Genomic DNA, 16957 nt, shown 5'->3' with positions numbered 1-16957 from the left:
CCCGGCGCGCGGCCTGTGCCCACCGTGCGGTTCAACGGTCGCGGTCGTGGGGTCCGCGGTGGGCCCACGGGTGGCGCAACCGGATCCAGACGTCCCTGGCGTGACGGCCGGCCGCCGAGCGGCTGCCGGCCACCAGGCGGTCCGCCTCGCCCGGCGTCTCGACCATGGGGCCCGAGCCGCGCAGCGGTTTGCCCGCGGTCTCGTGCAGGAAGAGCGTCGAGACGAAGCCGACGGCGCCGGCGACCATGAGGTAGTACGCCGGGACCATCTCGTCGCCGGTCGCCTCCACCAGCGCCGAGGCCACCAGCGGCGTGGTCCCGCCGAACAGCGAGACGGAGATGTTGAAGGCGAGGGACAGCGCGCCGTACCGCAGTCGGGTGGGGAACAGCGCGGGCAGCGTGGACGCGGCCGTTCCGGCGAAGCAGACCAGCAGCAGGCCGAGTACGGCGCAGCCGAGGGCGGGCCACAGGATCCCGCCCTGGCGGATCAGCAGGAAGGCAGGTACCGAGAGCGCCACCAGGGCGACGCTGCCGGCGAGGAACACCGGCCGGCGGCCCCAGCGGTCCGAGGTGTGGCCCACGGTGGTGATGGTCAGGACCACCAGCAGCATGGTCGCGAGGACGAGCACCTGCGCGGTGGTGGCGCTCTGGCCGAGGGTCACGGTCATGTAGGTCGGCAGGTACGAGGTCACCATGTAGTTGGTGACGTTGTACAGCAGGACCAGCCCCATGCAGATGAGGACGGCCTGCCAGTGCCGGGTGAAGATCTCCTTGAGGCGTCCCTTGCCGGACTCGCGGGCGGCCTCGACGGGGTCGACGTCCTCCTCGTCTTCCGGGCCCTGCGGCCCTTCCGAGGCCGCGTAGGCGGCCTCCTTCTTGAAGGCGGGGGTCTCCTCCAGTTTCATGCGCATGTAGAGGCCGATCAGGCCGAGGGGCCCCGCCAGGTAGAAGGGGATGCGCCAGCCCCAGTCCTCCAGGCCGCCGGTGCCGAGGACGAGGGTCAGTACGGTGACCAGGCCGGAGCCCAGGGCGTAACCGACGAAGGTGCCGAAGTCGAGCCAGCTGCCGAGGAACCCGCGGCGGCGGTCGGGGGCGTACTCGGCGATGTAGGTGGTGGCGCCCGCGTACTCGCCGCCCGTGGAGAAGCCCTGGACGAGACGGCAGACGAGGAGCAGGACCGGGGCGGCGACGCCGATGGAGTCGTACGAGGGCAGGAAGCCGACGGCGAAGGTGCTGGCCGCCATCATGATCATGGTGGCGGCCAGCACCTTCTGCCGGCCGATGCGGTCGCCGAGCGGACCGAAGACCAGACCGCCCAGGGGGCGGACCAGGAACGCCGCGGCGAAGGTGGCGAAGGCGGAGACGACCTGCACGCCGGGAGAGCTGGCGGGGAAGAAGACCTTGCCCATCGTTCCCGCGAGGTAGGCGTACACGCCGAAGTCGAACCACTCCATCGTGTTGCCCAGGGCCGCGGCCGTCACCGCGCGCCGTACCTGCGGGCGGTCGGAGACGGTCACGTCCTCGCTGCGGATCGTCGTCTTGCGGCGCCGCAGGAGGGTGCGGAGCATCCGGTCGGTGGCCGGGTGGCCGCCGCGTGCCGGCCTCTCCCCCGGCCCAGGACCAGAGCTCCGCCACGGTCCTGCCATGTCATCGGCCTCCTGGTGGGTTGCCGCTACCTCGCCGGCTTCCGATTCTGTCGCCACGGCCCGGTCGGGGCGTGCCGGCGCGTCCAGGAGGGTGAACGGTCGCGCGTGGTGGGACGGCGCGACGACGGGTTCTAGGAGCCCTTGTAGGAGCCGATCGGGGTGGCCGTCCCGCAGGACGAGCTGCCCAGCTTCTGTACGGACGAGATCTGGTCGTGGAGGCCGAACCAGTCGCCGAGTTTCGACACCGCATAGCCGGGCCGTACGCAGTACTTGGCGCCCCTGTTGTAGGCGTCGACGTAGACGTACCAAGACACGCTGTTGCGGTTCCACAGGGAGTCGAACCGGTCGTTGTCGCCGCCGAGGGCGGGTGCGGAGGCCGTGTAGGCGGTGAAGATGCCGCCGTAGTCCGCGTCGGACCAGGCGCACAGGCGGTTGTCGGCGCACTGGCCGGAACTCGCCGACGCGGGCGCCTGGGCGGTGGCCAAGGCGATCAGCGCAGCGCCCAGGAGCAGCGCGGCGCGCTCCCCTGCGCGGCGCGGGCGGGACTTCGTGGCGGGTGAACTCGTTGAGGCTGTCATGTGCGTGCTCCCACGTGTGTGGTGGTTGTGGTGACGGGCCGGGCGTGCGGGCGGTGCCGGTACGCATCCTGCTGACGACCGGGCCGCGGTGGCCACGGGCTTAAGCCACCGCTTAAAGGGGGGCGCCGTCTCCCGCGCCCTGCCACGTCCCGCCGAGCAGTTCACGTCCCAGGGCGGTCGTCACGTGCAGCGCGCGCCCGCCCCGACGGCTCGTGGCGATGAGGCCGGCGCCCCGCAGGGCCGTGGCGTGCTGGCTCGCCGCGGCCGGGGTGACTCCGAGCCGCCGGGCGAGCTCGGTGGTGCCGCAGCCGTCCGCGACCACGCGTAGCGCGGTGGCCCGGGTGCGCCCGAGCAGGGTGCCCAGGGCCTCGTCGGCGGTCGTGCCGTTGCCGCCGTGCCACAGGGCGGAGCCGTCCGCCGGGTCGGTCACCGCCGGTACGGTCAGCCGGGGCACCGCTTCGTCGTCGTACGGGTCGTACAGGAGGCTGAGCTCGCGCCAGGAGAACACCGTCGGCGCGAGGACGAGCCCGCGTCCGCCCAGGTGGACGTCGACCGGGCGGGGGTGGCGGACCTCCAGCACGGGCGGGATCCAGCGCACCAGCGGCGGGCACAGCGAGGTCAGCAGGCCTTCGACGCCGCGCTCGAGGAAGGTGCGGGCGTACTGGGCGCGTACCGCGTCGAGGCGTGAGCGGGCGGCCGCCCAGTACGGCCCCACCGTCACGCCGTGGCAGGCCGCGAGGGCCGTCGCCAGTTGGCCGCGCGCTTCGGGGTCCCCGTCGGCGACGAGCCGCGCCCAGGAGGTGTGGAGGGGGGCGAAGGCGACCGGCTCCAGCTCCCGTCGTACGCGTGCGCGCGGAGCGCGCAGCAGGGCGTCGACGGCCTGGTCCACGTCGGGCGAGTCCCCCGCCAGCGCCAGCAGGTCGAGGCCGGGGCCCCGGTCCGGCAGGAGCACGGTGAGCGGCCTGGCGGCCTGCGGCAATCGCCCGGCCACCCTCGCGCGCCAGTGGTGGAAGGGCGCCGGGAGGGAGCGCCTGTTCAGCATCTCCAGGCTGTAGTACGTCTCCGCCGCGGCCCCGATCGTGGTGGCCACTCGGGTGCGGACGAGATCGTCCGCGGTGAAATGGATACGCAGCACCACTGGCCCCGCTGACCCCGAGACGTACGGCGACGCGACGCTGTTGCGGTGTCACGCGCGGCCGGCCGCTCGCGTGGCGGCGGGGCGATTGTCCTGCGCGCGCCGACGTCGCTTCAACGGCGTTTCCGGACCTTCCGCGCCGCTGCGGCCGGTCAGCTGCCCTTGGGCGCGGAGGGTTCGTGGCCGGGGTAGACGTGCTCGGGAGTCACGATCCGGGTGACCGCCTCGCCGAACAGCGTGCTCGGCTCCTGGCCGTCGTGCAGGACGTCGGTGTTGAGGACGATGACCATCGTCGCCCGCGCCGGGGGCAGGTAGACGGCCAGGACTTCGTAACCGGGCAGCGAGCCGTTGTGGCCGATCCAGCCCTGGACGTTGAAGATGCCCAGCCCGTAGGAGGCGCCCGGCACGCCTATCGGTTTGGTCTTGAGACGCTGGGCCTGCGTCTCGGGCGTCAGCAGTGCGCCGGTGGCCAGGGTGTGGGCCCAACTGCGCAGGTCCTGGAGGTCGGAGATCATCGCTCCGGCGGCCCAGGCCCAGGAGGGGTCCCAGTCGGTCGCGTTCTCGATCTTGCCGGAGGCCGTCTGGTCGGTGTAGCCCTGCGCGTGGGGCTCCGGGAACTGCGCGCCCGTGGGGAAGAGCGTGTGCTGCAGCCCCGCCGGCCCGACGACGTCCCGCGTGATGACGTCGTTCAGAGGCCGCCCGGTGACCTTCTCGATCACCAGGCCGAGGAGGATCAGGTTGGTGTTGGAGTAGTCGAACTGTGCGTCCGGCGCGAACTGCACACCGTGCTTGAAGCTGTAGTCGAGCAACTGCTGTGGTGTGAAGGGCTTGTCCGGGTCGGTGGTGAGCGCCTTGTCGAAGTCCGCGTCCTCGCTGTAGTTGAACAGCCCGCTGCGCATGCCGGCGAGTTCGCGCAGCGTGATGCGGTTCCCGTTCGGAACGCCCGCGACGTACTTGCCGATCGGGTCGTCCAGGCCGACCTCGTGCCGGCCGACGAGTTGGAGGAGGGCGGTGACCGTGAACGTCTTGGTCTCGCTGCCGATGCGTACGCGCAGGCCGCTCGTCATCGGTGCGCCGGTGGCCTTGTCCGCCACGCCGAAGGACTTCACGTAGCTGCCCTTGCCGGGCGCCCACAGTCCCACGGTCACTCCCGGCACTCGTGCCTCGCGCAGCACCTGGCGTATGGCGGCGTCGAGCTTCGCCGCGACGGCCGGGGTGAGCCGTGCGAAGTCCCCGTCCGGGGAGGGGGAAGGGGCGGCGGGGGCGGATGGCGCCGCGTCGGTCGCCCCGTGCGCGGAACCCGCCGCGGCGGCCGGGGCGATGAGCAGACCTGCTGCGGCGGCGGCCACACAGGCCCGGCGCAACCGAATGCGGTAGGGCTTCACGGCCTGGCCTCCAGTCGTACGAGGACCCGAGCAAGCACAAGGGTAGGTCCGCCCCGTTCCGCCCGCGCGGTGACCCGGTGATCGAGGACGGTCCCGCACCCGGAAGCCGAGCCGCCCGGGGCCGGATACCCGAAGTCGCGCGAAGCAGAGGCTCCCGATGCGTTCCGGGTGGAGAACGGGCAGGTCAACCGGCCGGGGCAGGCGCTTCTGCGGCGGCGCTCGCCACGCGGTCCCGGATGCGGATCGCGGGGCGCGGGATCACTCTGGGAGCGCTGGACCACGAAGCGAAGGAGATCAGCCATGTCCATGATGGACAAGCTCAAGCAGATGCTCAAGGGACACGAGAAGCAAGCCGGCCAGGGCATCGACAAGGCCGGGGACTACGTGGACGGGAGGACCCAGGGCAAGTACCGCACGCAGACCGACATGGCGCAGGAACAGCTCAAGCGGCGCCTCGGTCCGGACGACACTCCTCCGCCGCCGCCCGCCCGGTAGCCGAAAAGCCCGCGTGCGGTAGTCGGGCGGCCACCCGCGCCGGTGTGGTTCACGGTGCGGGTGTGCCGGCGGGGGACGCGGGATGATGGCCGGCATGACGAGTTGGCTGACGCGCCACGCCACGCTGATCGTGGCGTGCTCAGCGGTCGCGCACCTGACGGTCGCCTTCTTCGCGGCCGACATGTTCGACCTCAGGGTCTACCGGGAGGGGGCGCCCGGCGTACTGACCGGCCACCTCTACGATTTCCGGCTGGCCCGCTCCGACCCGGGGGCCCTGCCGCTCCCCTTCACCTATCCGCCCTTCGCGGCCCTGGTGTTCCTGCCCCTGGCCCACGTGCCGTGGTGGCTGACGCAGGTGCTGTGGCAGTTGCTGTCCCTCGCCGCGACGACGTACCTCGTCCGTGGCTCGTTCGCACTGCTGCGTCCGGACCGGGCGGCCGAGCCCGCCCGCGTCTTCCTGTGGTCGGCAGCCGTGCTGTGGCTGGAACCCGTACTCCACGGGCTCGCGCTCGGCCAGGTCAGTCTGCCGCTCGCCGCCCTGTCGCTGGCCGCCGCGCTCCGGCCGGCCCCGCTCGCTGCCGGTACGGGCATCGGCCTCGCGGCCGGCATCAAACTGACCCCGGCAGGCGGCGTCCTGTACCTGCTGGCGGCGGGCCGGCGCCGGGCCGCCGGGTGGGCGGCCGGCACTTTCGCGGCGACGGTCGTACTGGCCGCTCTCGTGGCCCCGGCGGAATCCTGGCGGTACTGGTGGCATCTGCTCGGGGACAGCGGACGCATCGGGCCGCTCGCCTCGGTGGAGAACCAGTCGCTGCGCGGCTGCCTGGCCCGGCTCCTCGGGCACGACGGCGGTGCCGGCGGCCTGTGGTGGCCGGCGCTCGTGCTCCTCGCGGCCGCCGCGACGGCCTGCGCGCTCCGCGCCGCGGTACTGCGCGGGGATCGGTTGGCCATGCTGCTGGCCGCGCAGTTCTTCGTCCTGCTGGCGAGCCCGGTCTCCTGGAGCCACCACTGGGTGTGGGTGGTTCCCGCGCTCGTGTGGCTGCGGCACGGCCCCCTTCGCGGACGACGTCTGAGCAGAGCGGCCGCCGTGGCATGGGCGCTGGCCGCGGGGACCTGGCTGGTCCCGGTGCTGCACGCGGTGGCCCCGGCGGGCCGTCCCGTGCCCTGGCCCGCGGCGCTCGCCGCCTGCGCGTACCCGTTGGCCGCCGCCCTCACCCTGGCGGCCGTCGCCTCTTCGCCACGGGCCGACCCGGTGCCGGTTGCGGTGGCGGCCGGCCTCGCCTCCGGAAGCCGCTGATCGTGCGCAGTTCCAGGGGAGCCGTCAGGCCTGCCCGGTCTCGAAGCGGGCCACTTTGCCGCCCTCCACGGTGAAGCGCCACGCCGTGCGCATGGTGCCCCAGGTGTCGTTGCGGAACTCCGCCACCAGGCCGAGGCCGTCATGGGTCTGCGTCTCGACGTCCATGTGGCCTCCGGAGGAGAAGATCTCCCGCTCCGTCCAGTCGGCGAGTTCGCGGTCGTTGCCGTCGTCCGACATCGTGGCGCCCGGGGTCAGGGTCTCGGCGAACGCCTGCCGGTCCCCGGCGTTCAGCGCGGTGACGAAGGCCCGCACCGCCGGTTCGGTCAACTGGTCGGGATAGAGGGACATTGCTCGCTCCGTGGCTGTCGGGGAAGACTCCGCTTCCGATACTGGACCCCTGGAAGCCGTGTTTCGAGGTCCTCGGCGCGTGTCGGCCTTCCGCCCGCTGGCTACGCTCTTGACGTGAGCAGCGCACAGTTGAAGCGTCGACAGGTGTGGGGAGCCGGGCTCGGCGCCCTCGCCTCCGCCGTGGCGGGCGCCTGCGCGGGATGCTCCCGGGACTCCGGTCCGGCGCGGCGGCTGCTGCTCGCGACGGGGCCCGAGGGGGGTCCGTACAACGCGTTCGGCGAAGCCCTCGCGCAGGCCGTCGGTGCGAGCGGCAGCCGCCTGCGGATCGTTCCCGTGAGCACCTCGGCGAGCGTGGACAACCTGCACGAGCTCGACGCCGGCTCCGTCGATCTGGCGCTGGCCATGGCGGACGTGGCCGAGGACGCGGCGCTGGGGCGCGAGCCGTTCACCCGCCCGGCCTCGGTGACGGCGCTGGCGCGTGTCTACGTGAACTACACCCACCTGCTCGCCCGGGCGGACGGGCCGGTCCGGTCGGTGCGGGACCTGGCGGGACGTCCGGTCGCGGCGGGCGCCCCCGGTTCGGGCGTGCAGGTCGTGGCGGGCCGGGTCCTGCGCGAAGCGGGGCTGGGCGACGACCCCTCCCCCGCACGCGAGCGGCAGCTGGGCCTCGCCGATTCGGCGCGGGCACTGCGCGAGGGCGGGGTCGACGCGCTGTTCTGGTCGGGGGGCGTGCCCACCCCGGCACTGACGGCGCTGTCGCGCGAGCTCGGCCTGCGGTTCGTACCGCTGGACGGGTACGTGGCCCCGCTCCGGGAGCGCTACGGCCCCGTGTACACGGCGGTGACCATCCCGGCCGGGGCGTACGGTCTCGCCGAGCCCGTGGGTACCCTCGGGGTCGCCAACTACCTCCTGGCCCGTGCCGACGTACCGGAGCCGGCCGCCCTCGAACTGCTGACGGTGGTGTTCGACCGGTGGGGTGACCTGCTGCGGGAGGTGACGGCGGGGGCCCGGCTCGAGCCCCGGTTCGCCATCTCGACCGGCCGCGTACCGCTGCACGGGGGTGCGGTCGCGTACTACCGGTCCGTGTACGGCTGAGCGGGGTCAGGACGGGGCCTGCGCGGGCGGGAGCCGCAGCTCGAAGGCCAGGCCGCGGGGCGTGTGCGCGGTGACGGCGAGGCGGCCGCCGCTGATGCGGGCGATCTCGTCGGCGATGGCCAGCCCCAGACCGGTGCCGGGGACGTTCTGGTGCTCGGGCGCGCGGCCGAAGCGCCGCAGCAGCACGTCGAGTTGGTCGGGCGGGACTCCCGGGCCGTCGTCCGTGACCCGGACGACGACCTGCCCGTCGTCCGCGTCGCGCGCGGCGCACACGGCCACGCGGCCGTCGGGAGGGACGAACTTGACCGCGTTGTCGAGGAGGGCATCCAGGATGCGGCCCGTAGCGTCGGGCAGGGCCGTGGCCCGCAGGTTCCCGGCAATGCCGGACGCGGTCAGCTCCAGGCCGGCGGCGCGGAACACGGGGGTCCAGGCCGTGACCCGCTCCCGCACGGCCTGGGACACGTCCTGGTCGCGCAGCTCGGCGGTGCCCGACTCCACCCGCGCCATGGCGAGCAGACCGTCGAGCAGTTCCTCCAGCCGTTCCGCCTCGTCCAGCGCGCGGGCGTGTTCGGCGCGGCCCGGGCCGGGGGCGATGTGCGGCTCGACGTTCTCCAGTTGGAGCACCAGCGTGGCGAGCGGGTTGCGCAGCTGGTGGGAGGCGTCGGCGACGAAGTCCCGCTGACGGCCGATGGCGTCGGCCATGGCCTGCGCCATGGTGTTGAAGTGCTGTCGCAGGCGGCGCAGTTCGGGCGGTCCGGTGTAGGAGACGGCCCGCGCCTGGAGGCGTCCGGCGGTGAGCCCTTCCACCGCCCGGTCCAGGTCGAGGACGGGGCGCATCAGCCAGCGCGCGGTTCCCGCCGCGACGAGGGCGGCCGCCGCGAAGGCGGCGAGCGCCCCGGCGGCGATCAGCGACCAGCGGACCGTCACGTCCCGGCGGGCCGCCGCGGTGGGTACGGACAGCAGGACCGCCCCGCTGACCCGCTCGTCGCGGCCCACCGGCTCGGCGACGACGACGCGCACCGGGCCCCACGGGCGAAGGGTGGGCAGCCGGTCGGTGGAACGGCCGGTGAGGGCCCGGCGGCGGGCGTCCGCCGTCTCGGTGGACGCCGGGGAAGCGGGTCCCGACCGTGCGAGCGTCCCTCCCGCCGTGTCCACGACGACCACCCCGGCGCCGTACAGCTGCGCGTAGCGGCTGATCTCGGCGGACAGCTCCGACCGGTCGGCGCCGGTGCGCATCCGGTCGGCGAGGTCGGCGAACCGCACCGCCTCCGAGCGCCGTTGCAGGAGCAGGTGCTCGGTCCGTCCTCGCGCGTACGCGTCGGCCAGCGGGACGCAGAGCAGCAGCGCGGCGGCGCCCATGAGCACCATCAGCACGGCGAGGAGCCGGCGTCTCATCGCCCGCCATCCCCTCCGTCACCGGCGGCGGGGGAACCGAGTTGGTAGCCGAAGCCTCGGACGGTGCGCACGAGCGCGGAGCGGCCCGTCTTGGCGCGGATTCCGGCGACGTGGACGTCCAGCGAGCGTGAGGCGCCGAGGAAGGCGTCCCCCCAGATCCGGTCGAGGATCTCCTCGCGGGAGTGCACTTCGGCCGGGCGGGCGGCCAGGAAGGCCAAAACGTCGAACTCCCGGCGGGTGAGCCTGATGTGGCGGCCTGCCACCGTGACCGTGCGCCCCGCCAGGTCGACCTCGACGTCTCCGGTGCGCACCGGCCGGCCGCCTGCGCCGGAAGGAGCCGCAGAACGGCCCGAGGGGGAACCCGTCCTGCGGCGCACGGTGTCTATGCGGGCGATCAACTCGGCCATCCGGAACGGCTTGACGACGTAGTCGTCGGCGCCGGCCCGCAGCCCTTGCACGATGTCGCGCTCGTCGCAGCGCGCGGTCACGACGATCAACGGCGCGTCGCAGACGGTTCGCAGGCGCCGCAGGAGCTCCAGGCCGTCCAGGTCGGGCAGGCCGAGGTCGAGCAGGACGAAGTCGGCTTCGTGTACGTACCGCAGCGCGTCCAGGGCCCGGGCCGCCCGGCGGACCGTGTGCCCCCGCTGGGCGAGTGCGGTGCCGAGGGCCTGGGCCATGCGGTCGTCGTCCTCGACGAGAAGGGCGTGCACCGGCAGTCCTCCTCGTCGCGCACGGACCGGGGGTCGAGCCCGCGCCCGACCGGTTGAACCGGTGCAGCAGCTTACGTGAGCTGCCGCACCCGGCCGTCGGCCTCCACCTCCGCGCGGCTGAGCGCGGCGTTGCGGGTGTCGGGCATCAGGACGTAGGTGACGAGGGAGACGAGCGCACAGCCGGAGACGTACCAGAAGAACATCTTCTCGTGGCCACTGTCCTTGAACCACAGCGCCACGTACTCGGCCGTGCCGCCGAAGAGGGCGTTGGCGATCGCGTAGGGCAGTGCCACGCCCAGGGCGCGCACCCGGGTCGGGAACAGCTCCGCCTTCACGGCCGCGTTGATGGAGGTGTAGCCGGTGACGATGACCAGGGCCAGCAGGGACAGCCCGAGCGCGGACCAGTACGAGGACGCGGACCCGAGGGCGGTCATGATCGGGTACGTGCCGACGGTGCAGCCCACGGCGAACGTGATCAGCAGCGGGCGGCGGCCGATCCGGTCGGACAGCATCCCGGCGAAGGGCTGGAGCACGGCGAAGAGGGCCAGGGCGGTGAAGCTGACCAGGGTGGCGGTCGTCTTCTCCATGCCGGCGCTGCCGACCAGGTACTTGGTCAGGTAGGTGGTGTACGTGTAGTAGGCCACGGTTCCGCCGAGCGTGAGCGCCATGACCAGGCCGGCCTGCCGTTTGTACTGCCACAGGGCCTTGAGCGTGCCGCGTGCGCTGTCGTCGTGTCCGTCCGCGCCCGCCGACTCCTCCCGGAAGGCGTCGGTTTCCTGGAGCCTCCGGCGCAGCCAGAAGACGACCACCGCGAACAGGGCTCCGAAGACGAACGGGACGCGCCAGCCCCAGTCGTGGAGCTGGGCGGTGGTGAGCGTGTGCTGGAGGGTGATGAGGATGCCGAGGCCCAGGAGCTGGCCGCAGGTCATCGACACGTACTGGAAGGAGGAGCCGAGGCCCCGCCGGTCGCGCGCCGACGCCTCGGTGAGGTACGTGGCGCTGGCCGCGTACTCCCCGCCGATGCTCATCCCCTGCAACAGGCGGGCGAGGAGCAGGACGAGGGCGCCCGCGTAGCCGGCCTGCCCGTACGTCGGGGCGACGGCGATGAGCAGGGCGGCCCCGGACATCATGGCGACGGTGAGGGTGAGCGCGCTCTTGCGACCGTGCCGGTCGGCGGCACGGCCGAGGATCCAGCCGCCGACGGGGCGCATCAGGAAGCCGACCGCGAAGATCCCCGCCGTGTTCATCAGCTGGGTGGTCGGGTTGTCGCCGGGGAAGAACGAGTCGGCGAAGTAGATGGCGAAGCTGGCGTAGACGAACCAGTCGTACCACTCCACGAGGTTGCCGAGGGACCCGCCGACGAGAGCGAGGCGGCGCTTCTTGCGGACGTCCCCGGGCGGCGCCGGGGGCAGGACGGCGGACGAAGACATGGCGGCTCCAGACGGAAGTCCCCGAGGGGAGAAGGCGAAGGAGAACGACCCCGACGGTGGGGAAGTGACCAGAGCATGCGTCGGCCGGTGCACGGGGACAAGCGACGGCGCGCAGATCTAACGTCCCGCTAAGAAAGGCCCCGCGGCGGGCGGTCCGCCCGGCGGCCGGGGCCGGCAACGCTGTCCGTACACTCGCCTGATGACTCAGATGCGGTGCACTTTCTGCGGTGCCGACGACCTCGAACCGGGGTTCGCCGAGGACGCCGGGCAGTCCGCTCCCGGGTACACCCGGTGGATCGCGGGGCCACTGGAACGGGGGCTGTTCGGCGGGGCGAAGCTGATGGGCCGCCCTCGCCGCCAGATCGACGCCTGGCGTTGCCGCAAGTGCGGCCACCTGGAGCTGTTCGCGACGAACCCCTGCTGAGCCGTCACGCCGCCACGGGGTCGGGCACCTGCGGGGCCCGCCGCCGTACCGCCCATATGCTCGGGGCGAGGAGGAGGACGACGGTGGCCAGCGTCATCACGGCGGCGCTGGCGAGGAGGACGGACGTCGGCCCGAGGGAGGTGGCCGTGGCGCCCACGGCGAGGTAGCCGAGCGGTACGGCCATGAGTTCACCGGTCGAGCTGAGCGCACTCACCCGGCCCAGCACCTGCGGGGGCAACTGCTCCTGCAGGGCGGTGTGCCAGCAGACGACGGCGACGTCGAGGGCGGCGCCGGCCAGCGCCGCGCCGGCCGCGAGGACGACGAGCGGGGCATCGGCGGCGAGGGCGAGCAGCGGGAGTGCCAGCGGCAGGTTCGCGCAGACGCACGCGACCATGATCCGGGAGGGTTTCCACTTGAGGGATATGAACCCTCCGCCGAACAGGCCGACGGCGAAGGCTCCCTGGACGGTCCCCCACGTGGCCGCGCCCAGATCCCGGTCATGGGTCACCACGGGCCCCAGGAGCTGGTAGCCGCCGAGCCACAGTGCGACGACGACGGTTCCGGAGAGGACGTACGACCAGAGCCAGGGCCGGCCCGAGAATTCGCTCCATCCTTGCCTGAAATCCCGTAGAACCGAGGTTTGCCGCTTTTCCGGTGCGGAAATGGCGAGGCGGCTCACCAGAGCCGCCGCGATGGCGAAACTGGCGGCGTCCCAGGCCAATGTCCATTCCGGTCCCACCAGGGCGACGAGCAGGCCGCCGAGCGCCGGCGCGACGATTTTCACCGCATTGACCGGAAGCCGCATGAGGGCGTTCGCTTCCTGGACCTCACCCGCTCCGACGAGGTCGGGGAGAAGACTGTTCATCGCGGGCTGCGTGAGCGCCGAGGCGCCGCCGGCGAGGGCGGCGAACACGGCGACCCGTGTCACATCGGCCGTTCCCGAAGCCACGAGCAGGGCAATTCCCGCCTGCGTGAGGGCCGGCAGGAGGTTTCCGAACACGATGACGCGCCGCTTCGACAACCGGTCGGCGATCACGCCTCCCAGGAGCAGCATGATCAGCTGTGGAACGGTATTGCCGGCCAGCACGATCGCGAGCGAAGCCGGCCGGCCGTCGAACCCGAGCACCGCGAAAGCCAATGCGACGGGCGCCATGGCCGAGCCGCTCACCGAGATGATCCGCGCCAGGACGAATAAACGGAACGGCTTGTGCCGCAGTACGGAGAAGGAAGATCGGAAAGCCACCCGGCGCACAGTACAACCCGCGGTGCACGCCGCCGCACGGGGGTGGACGGCACAGAACAGGGCGGATTACCACACCGTGTGCCACCTCGGACGACGCCGGACGTCCTCGGAAGGTCACCGGTCCAGCGGACGTCGGTAGCGGAGCTCGGTGAGCGCGACGTCGCCGTAGTCGTCCTCCTGGGTCGCGCCGTCGGGCCGGTAGCCGGCACGTTCGTAGAAACCCCTGGCCTGACGGTTGTCATCGAGGACCCACAGGGCCAGGGCCTCGAACCGCTGCGCCGCCATACGCGCGTGGACCACACCGAGCAGGGCGCGGCCGACTCCCCTGCCGATGCGGTCGGGCCGGACGTAGAGGGCGTAGACCTCCCCGGTCCGGGCCTCGGCGGACCCCCGGTACGGACCGGAGCTGATCCAGCCCACGAGCGCGCCGTCGGCGTCGAGGGCGACGAGTTCCGTCGACTTCCGCAGCGGATCGGCGAACCACGCCCGGCGCCGTCGCGCATCGCCCTCGACCGTCATCGCGTCCAGGTACCCCTGGGGGACGATCCCGGCGTACGCGGACTGCCAGCCCCTCACGCGGACCGCCGAGACGGCGTCGACGTCGGCTTCCCGCATCTCCCGAACCTCAACCATCACATCACCCTAAGCCGGTGCGCGTGCCGGGCCGAACTCCTTTTGCGGAGCCGGTGCACGCGCGATCGGGTGACATGCCGCCACATCGGCGGGCACTCCCGCGTTAGGCAGGGCGACTTCCCCGTCAGGGGGCACTTTTCCGCTCAAGCTAAGGAACGCGCGAGAATGCTGAAGAACATGATGATCACCGCAGCAGCCACCGCCGCCGCGATCGGCGCGGGCGCTGCCGTCGCCGCCCCGGCCATGGCCATCGGCAACGACAACGGGGTCAACACCGTCAACGGCAACGGCGCCGCGCAGATCTACGGCAACCAGAAGACCGAGGGCGCCATGAGCCCGCAGCTGAGCCTGGTCCAGGGCACGCTGAACAAGCCCTGCATCGGCCTGCCGGCCAAGCTCAACGCCCAGTCCCTGGTGGCGATCATCGCCAACATCGGTGTCCAGGACATCAACGTCCTGTCCAACCCGCAGAACCAGCAGTGCACCGAGAACTCCACCCAGGCCAAGGGCGACGAGTCGCTGTCGCACATCCTGGACAACATCCCCGTCCTGTCCGGGAACCTGTCCGCCAACAGCTGACCTGCCCCTGGCACCGGCGAGCGGGCCGGCCGTGGGCGTCCGCACGAACACCACGACCGGCCCGGCCAGCCAACTGCTGCGCCCACCGGCCCGGCGCGCAGTCGGCACGCGCGGCGAACCGCCCCGGCCTCCGCGAGGAGGCCGGGGCTTCTGCCTGGCCGCACGGCGGGGTGGTGGCCGTCGCCGCACTTCGGCATGATGCTCTGATGATCGCTCCGATAGCCCCCGTGGTCCCGGCCGGCCGGATGAGTGGCGGCGGGCAGCCCTCCTTCCGCCTCGCGAGTGGCTTCGTGTTGCGTCCGTGGCGGCCCGCCGACGCCGACGTCCTCGTGGCCTCCTGCCGCGACCCCGAGGTCCGGCAGTGGAACCGGCCCGTGGACCTCACGCCGGACGCGGCGGTCGGGAAGATCGCGCGCTGGCGACAGGGCTGGCAGGCCGAAGAAGCCGCGATCTCGGCGGTCTGCCGCTCCGAGGAGGGCCGGCCCGTGGGGCTGATCGGGCTGGCCGACATGGATCTGCGGGCAGGTGGCGCCGAGTTCCTGTACTGGCTGCTGCCGGACGGGCGGGGACACGGGGTCATGGTCGACGCGACGGTCCGGATCAGCCGCTGGGCCGTGGACGAACTGGGCCTGCACCGCCTGCGGATCACGCATTCCGTTGCCAACCCGGCGTCGTGCAGGGTCGCGACGAGGGCGGGTTTCCCGTTGGAGGGCGTGATGCGCAGCGCCCTGCTCCACGCGGACGGGTGGCACGACGAGCACCTTCACGCACGCGTCCAGGGCGATCCCTGGCCGTCCGACGACACCCGATGACCTGAGGTGTGGTGCAGATGCCGCTTCCCGCCGCCCTCGTCTGCGCCGTCCTGCGCCTCCTGGACGACCTCGGGGTCTCGGCCGCCCCTCATCCCGGCGGCACCCTCGGCGCGCACCTGCAACGGGTCCAGCAGCAGCTGGAACACTGGCGGGCCCGGCCCGCGCTGCAACTCGCCGGGCTGTGCCACGCGTTCTACGGCACGGACGGCGTTCGCCACCGCTGCGCTGCCCCTCGCGGAGCGCTCCCGGCTCACGGCACTGATCGGCGCCGAGGCCGAGTCCGTCGTGTACCTCTACGCGAGCTGTGACCGCGGCTTCTCCTACCCGGCGCTCGCCGACGCCGACGCGGCGTTCCGGGACCGGTTCACCGGCCGCACCTTCGTCCCCACGCTCCGCCTGCGCCGGGACTTCGCGGAGCTCTCGGCCGCCAACGAGCTGGACATCGCCCGTGTCGACGCGGGCTTCCGCGAGAGGTCGGGCGCCGACCTCCTGGCCTTCTTCACCCGGCTCCGTCCGCTGCTCGGCCCGCAGGCGTGGCAGGACTGCACGGCCGTACTCGGTCCGCCGCAGGACCGCCGCTGAGAGGAACCTGCGATCAGGCCGGATGGCCCGGCTCGAAGTCCTTCACGTCGCTGAACCGCAGCAGCGCGGGCGCTCCCTGGACCGGCGGGGACTGCTCGGTCGGGGCCAGGAGGAAACCGACGTGGTCACCGCCCGGGACGCGCTCCTCGATCCGCCCGACGAACCACGCGCAGGCTTCCGCGAGCACCGGGGTGCCGGCCTCGCTCGGGCGCCAGGAGACCCGCTCGAATTTGTCCACGCGGTCGCCGGTCTCACTGCCGAACCACCTGGCCAGCTCGCGCTGCTCGCGCCGCAGGACGTGCACGGTGAGGTGGGTGGCCCGGCGGGCGACACCGAAGGTGTGGTTGGCCTTGGACAGCCACACCATGTAGCGCGCGGGGTCGATCGAGCACTGCGAGGCGAAGCCGACGAGGCAGCCCGCCTGCTCTTCGTCCGCCGCGGTCGTGACCACGTACATGGGGCCGTCGATCACGTCGGTGAACGGATCCAGGTCCAGCTCCGCCATTCGCAGCTCCTCAGGTCGTCGCGCCCGGCTCGGCCCGAGCCCGGCATGCGGCGGCTACCCAGCGCGCGGGCGTCCAACCGCCGGGCGCTCCCTCCAACAGGTGGAGCGGCTCGCCCGTCGGTGACATTGGGCCGAACGGCGGCATGTCGCCCTTCCCGCTGCCGCGGTCGCGGGGCCCCGTGCGGCCACGGACACCCGTGGCCCGGGACTTCGGCAGCCGGGTCCGCGCACGGCAGTTCGGGCTCGCGCAACCGGATCGGCGCCCACCCCCGTGGCCCGCTCGCCCATCCGACGCAGGGCGTGTTTCCGGGGCAGCGGCAGGGGTGATTTCTGATGAGCACACCAACCCCTCCCTACTCAAGGAGTAGCCATGCGCATTCGCGCCGCAGTCACCACCGTCGCCCTCGCCGCCACCATGGTCCTCGGGGGCGCCGCCACAGCGCTCGCCCACGGAGACGACGACCACAACGGCGGTTCGGCGCACCACGGCGCCTGCTACCTGGCGGGCGGCGTCAACCACGGCAACCCGGGCTTCGCGGGCGGCTGCGAGTGGGCGGGCATCGACTGGCGCTGACGGTCCGAGCACGTGCGTGGCCCGGAGTCCGCTCCGGGCCACGCCCTCGTCCGCACCGGACCCCGGTCGGGCCGTTCGGCCGCGCGCGGCCATCG

20 protein-coding genes are annotated in these 16957 nt (G+C 72.8%); 9 read left to right on the top strand and 11 right to left on the bottom strand.

Annotated elements, in window-relative coordinates:
* Positions 1 to 31 precede the first annotated feature (31 nt).
* From proP to OHA81_RS29750, 4 genes are all read right to left on the bottom strand, one after another.
* Entirely contained in the window at positions 32 to 1567 is a 1536-nt protein-coding gene (gene proP / locus OHA81_RS29765) for a glycine betaine/L-proline transporter ProP (protein ID WP_329201025.1), read from the bottom strand.
* Between the two features lie 209 nt (positions 1568 to 1776).
* Positions 1777 to 2223: a peptidase inhibitor family I36 protein gene (locus OHA81_RS29760; protein WP_329201023.1), complete on the bottom strand. Its 447-nt coding sequence runs from the start codon at positions 2221 to 2223 to the stop codon at positions 1777 to 1779.
* 112 nt (positions 2224 to 2335) lie between these two features.
* Positions 2336 to 3358, bottom strand: a complete 1023-nt coding sequence (locus OHA81_RS29755; protein WP_329201021.1) for a winged helix-turn-helix domain-containing protein — start codon at positions 3356 to 3358, stop codon at positions 2336 to 2338.
* 152 nt (positions 3359 to 3510) lie between these two features.
* The gene (locus OHA81_RS29750; RefSeq protein ID WP_329201019.1) at positions 3511 to 4743 is read right to left on the bottom strand and encodes a serine hydrolase domain-containing protein; all 1233 of its coding nucleotides are present in this window, start codon (positions 4741 to 4743) and stop codon (positions 3511 to 3513) included.
* Positions 4744 to 5043: 300 nt separating this feature from the next.
* Between OHA81_RS29750 and OHA81_RS29745 the strand changes: the two genes are divergently transcribed.
* On the top strand, positions 5044 to 5238 hold the full coding sequence (locus OHA81_RS29745) for an antitoxin (RefSeq protein ID WP_329201017.1): 195 nt from the start codon (positions 5044 to 5046) through the stop codon (positions 5236 to 5238).
* A gap of 94 nt (positions 5239 to 5332) precedes the next feature.
* A complete protein-coding gene (locus OHA81_RS29740; RefSeq protein ID WP_329201016.1) occupies positions 5333 to 6532 on the top strand; it encodes a glycosyltransferase 87 family protein in 1200 nt (399 codons plus the stop codon).
* A 24-nt stretch (positions 6533 to 6556) separates the two neighbouring features.
* Here the strand turns inward: OHA81_RS29740 and OHA81_RS29735 are convergent, their stop codons facing one another.
* Positions 6557 to 6880 (bottom strand): nuclear transport factor 2 family protein, encoded by a 324-nt coding sequence (locus tag OHA81_RS29735; protein ID WP_329201014.1) that lies wholly within the window; start codon positions 6878 to 6880, stop codon positions 6557 to 6559.
* Between the two features lie 114 nt (positions 6881 to 6994).
* Between OHA81_RS29735 and OHA81_RS29730 the strand changes: the two genes are divergently transcribed.
* A complete protein-coding gene (locus OHA81_RS29730; protein WP_329201011.1) occupies positions 6995 to 7975 on the top strand; it encodes a TAXI family TRAP transporter solute-binding subunit in 981 nt (326 codons plus the stop codon).
* A gap of 6 nt (positions 7976 to 7981) precedes the next feature.
* On the opposite strand, the gene OHA81_RS29725 is transcribed toward OHA81_RS29730, so the two are convergent.
* The 3 genes from OHA81_RS29725 to OHA81_RS29715 form a co-directional block, all read right to left on the bottom strand.
* A complete protein-coding gene (locus OHA81_RS29725; RefSeq protein ID WP_329201009.1) occupies positions 7982 to 9370 on the bottom strand; it encodes a HAMP domain-containing sensor histidine kinase in 1389 nt (462 codons plus the stop codon).
* Complete coding sequence (locus tag OHA81_RS29720; protein WP_329201007.1) at positions 9367 to 10080, bottom strand: response regulator transcription factor; 714 nt, start codon at positions 10078 to 10080, stop codon at positions 9367 to 9369. The genes OHA81_RS29725 and OHA81_RS29720 overlap by 4 nt, the downstream gene beginning before the upstream one ends.
* A gap of 71 nt (positions 10081 to 10151) precedes the next feature.
* Entirely contained in the window at positions 10152 to 11510 is a 1359-nt protein-coding gene (locus OHA81_RS29715) for an MFS transporter (protein ID WP_329201005.1), read from the bottom strand.
* Between the two features lie 199 nt (positions 11511 to 11709).
* On the opposite strand from OHA81_RS29715, the gene OHA81_RS29710 reads away from it, so the two are divergent.
* The gene (locus tag OHA81_RS29710) at positions 11710 to 11934 is read left to right on the top strand and encodes a hypothetical protein (RefSeq protein ID WP_329201003.1); all 225 of its coding nucleotides are present in this window, start codon (positions 11710 to 11712) and stop codon (positions 11932 to 11934) included.
* Between the two features lie 4 nt (positions 11935 to 11938).
* Here the strand turns inward: OHA81_RS29710 and OHA81_RS29705 are convergent, their stop codons facing one another.
* Both OHA81_RS29705 and OHA81_RS29700 read right to left on the bottom strand, forming a co-directional pair.
* A complete protein-coding gene (locus tag OHA81_RS29705) occupies positions 11939 to 13177 on the bottom strand; it encodes an MFS transporter (RefSeq protein WP_329201001.1) in 1239 nt (412 codons plus the stop codon).
* A gap of 114 nt (positions 13178 to 13291) precedes the next feature.
* The gene (locus OHA81_RS29700; RefSeq protein WP_329200999.1) at positions 13292 to 13810 is read right to left on the bottom strand and encodes a GNAT family N-acetyltransferase; all 519 of its coding nucleotides are present in this window, start codon (positions 13808 to 13810) and stop codon (positions 13292 to 13294) included.
* Positions 13811 to 13975: 165 nt separating this feature from the next.
* Between OHA81_RS29700 and OHA81_RS29695 the strand changes: the two genes are divergently transcribed.
* From OHA81_RS29695 to OHA81_RS29680, 4 genes are all read left to right on the top strand, one after another.
* Positions 13976 to 14389, top strand: coding sequence for a rodlin (locus OHA81_RS29695; RefSeq protein WP_329200997.1), 414 nt, complete (start codon positions 13976 to 13978; stop codon positions 14387 to 14389).
* A 206-nt stretch (positions 14390 to 14595) separates the two neighbouring features.
* Positions 14596 to 15201, top strand: coding sequence for a GNAT family N-acetyltransferase (locus OHA81_RS29690; protein WP_329200995.1), 606 nt, complete (start codon positions 14596 to 14598; stop codon positions 15199 to 15201).
* Positions 15202 to 15218: 17 nt separating this feature from the next.
* Complete coding sequence (locus OHA81_RS29685) at positions 15219 to 15509, top strand: DUF6817 domain-containing protein (protein ID WP_329200993.1); 291 nt, start codon at positions 15219 to 15221, stop codon at positions 15507 to 15509.
* On the top strand, positions 15427 to 15783 hold the full coding sequence (locus OHA81_RS29680) for a DUF6817 domain-containing protein (RefSeq protein ID WP_443056804.1): 357 nt from the start codon (positions 15427 to 15429) through the stop codon (positions 15781 to 15783). The genes OHA81_RS29685 and OHA81_RS29680 overlap by 83 nt, the downstream gene beginning before the upstream one ends.
* 13 nt (positions 15784 to 15796) lie before the next feature.
* Here the strand turns inward: OHA81_RS29680 and OHA81_RS29675 are convergent, their stop codons facing one another.
* Positions 15797 to 16288: a flavin reductase family protein gene (locus OHA81_RS29675; RefSeq protein WP_329200989.1), complete on the bottom strand. Its 492-nt coding sequence runs from the start codon at positions 16286 to 16288 to the stop codon at positions 15797 to 15799.
* A gap of 370 nt (positions 16289 to 16658) precedes the next feature.
* Between OHA81_RS29675 and OHA81_RS29670 the strand changes: the two genes are divergently transcribed.
* The gene (locus OHA81_RS29670) at positions 16659 to 16862 is read left to right on the top strand and encodes a hypothetical protein (protein WP_329200987.1); all 204 of its coding nucleotides are present in this window, start codon (positions 16659 to 16661) and stop codon (positions 16860 to 16862) included.
* The last annotated feature ends 95 nt before the right edge of the window (positions 16863 to 16957 follow it).

Origin of the sequence: Streptomyces sp. NBC_00667 (assembly GCF_036226825.1) — a bacterium.
Classification (GTDB): Bacteria; Actinomycetota; Actinomycetes; order Streptomycetales; family Streptomycetaceae; genus Streptomyces.
This window is presented reverse-complemented; position numbering and strand designations above follow the sequence as displayed.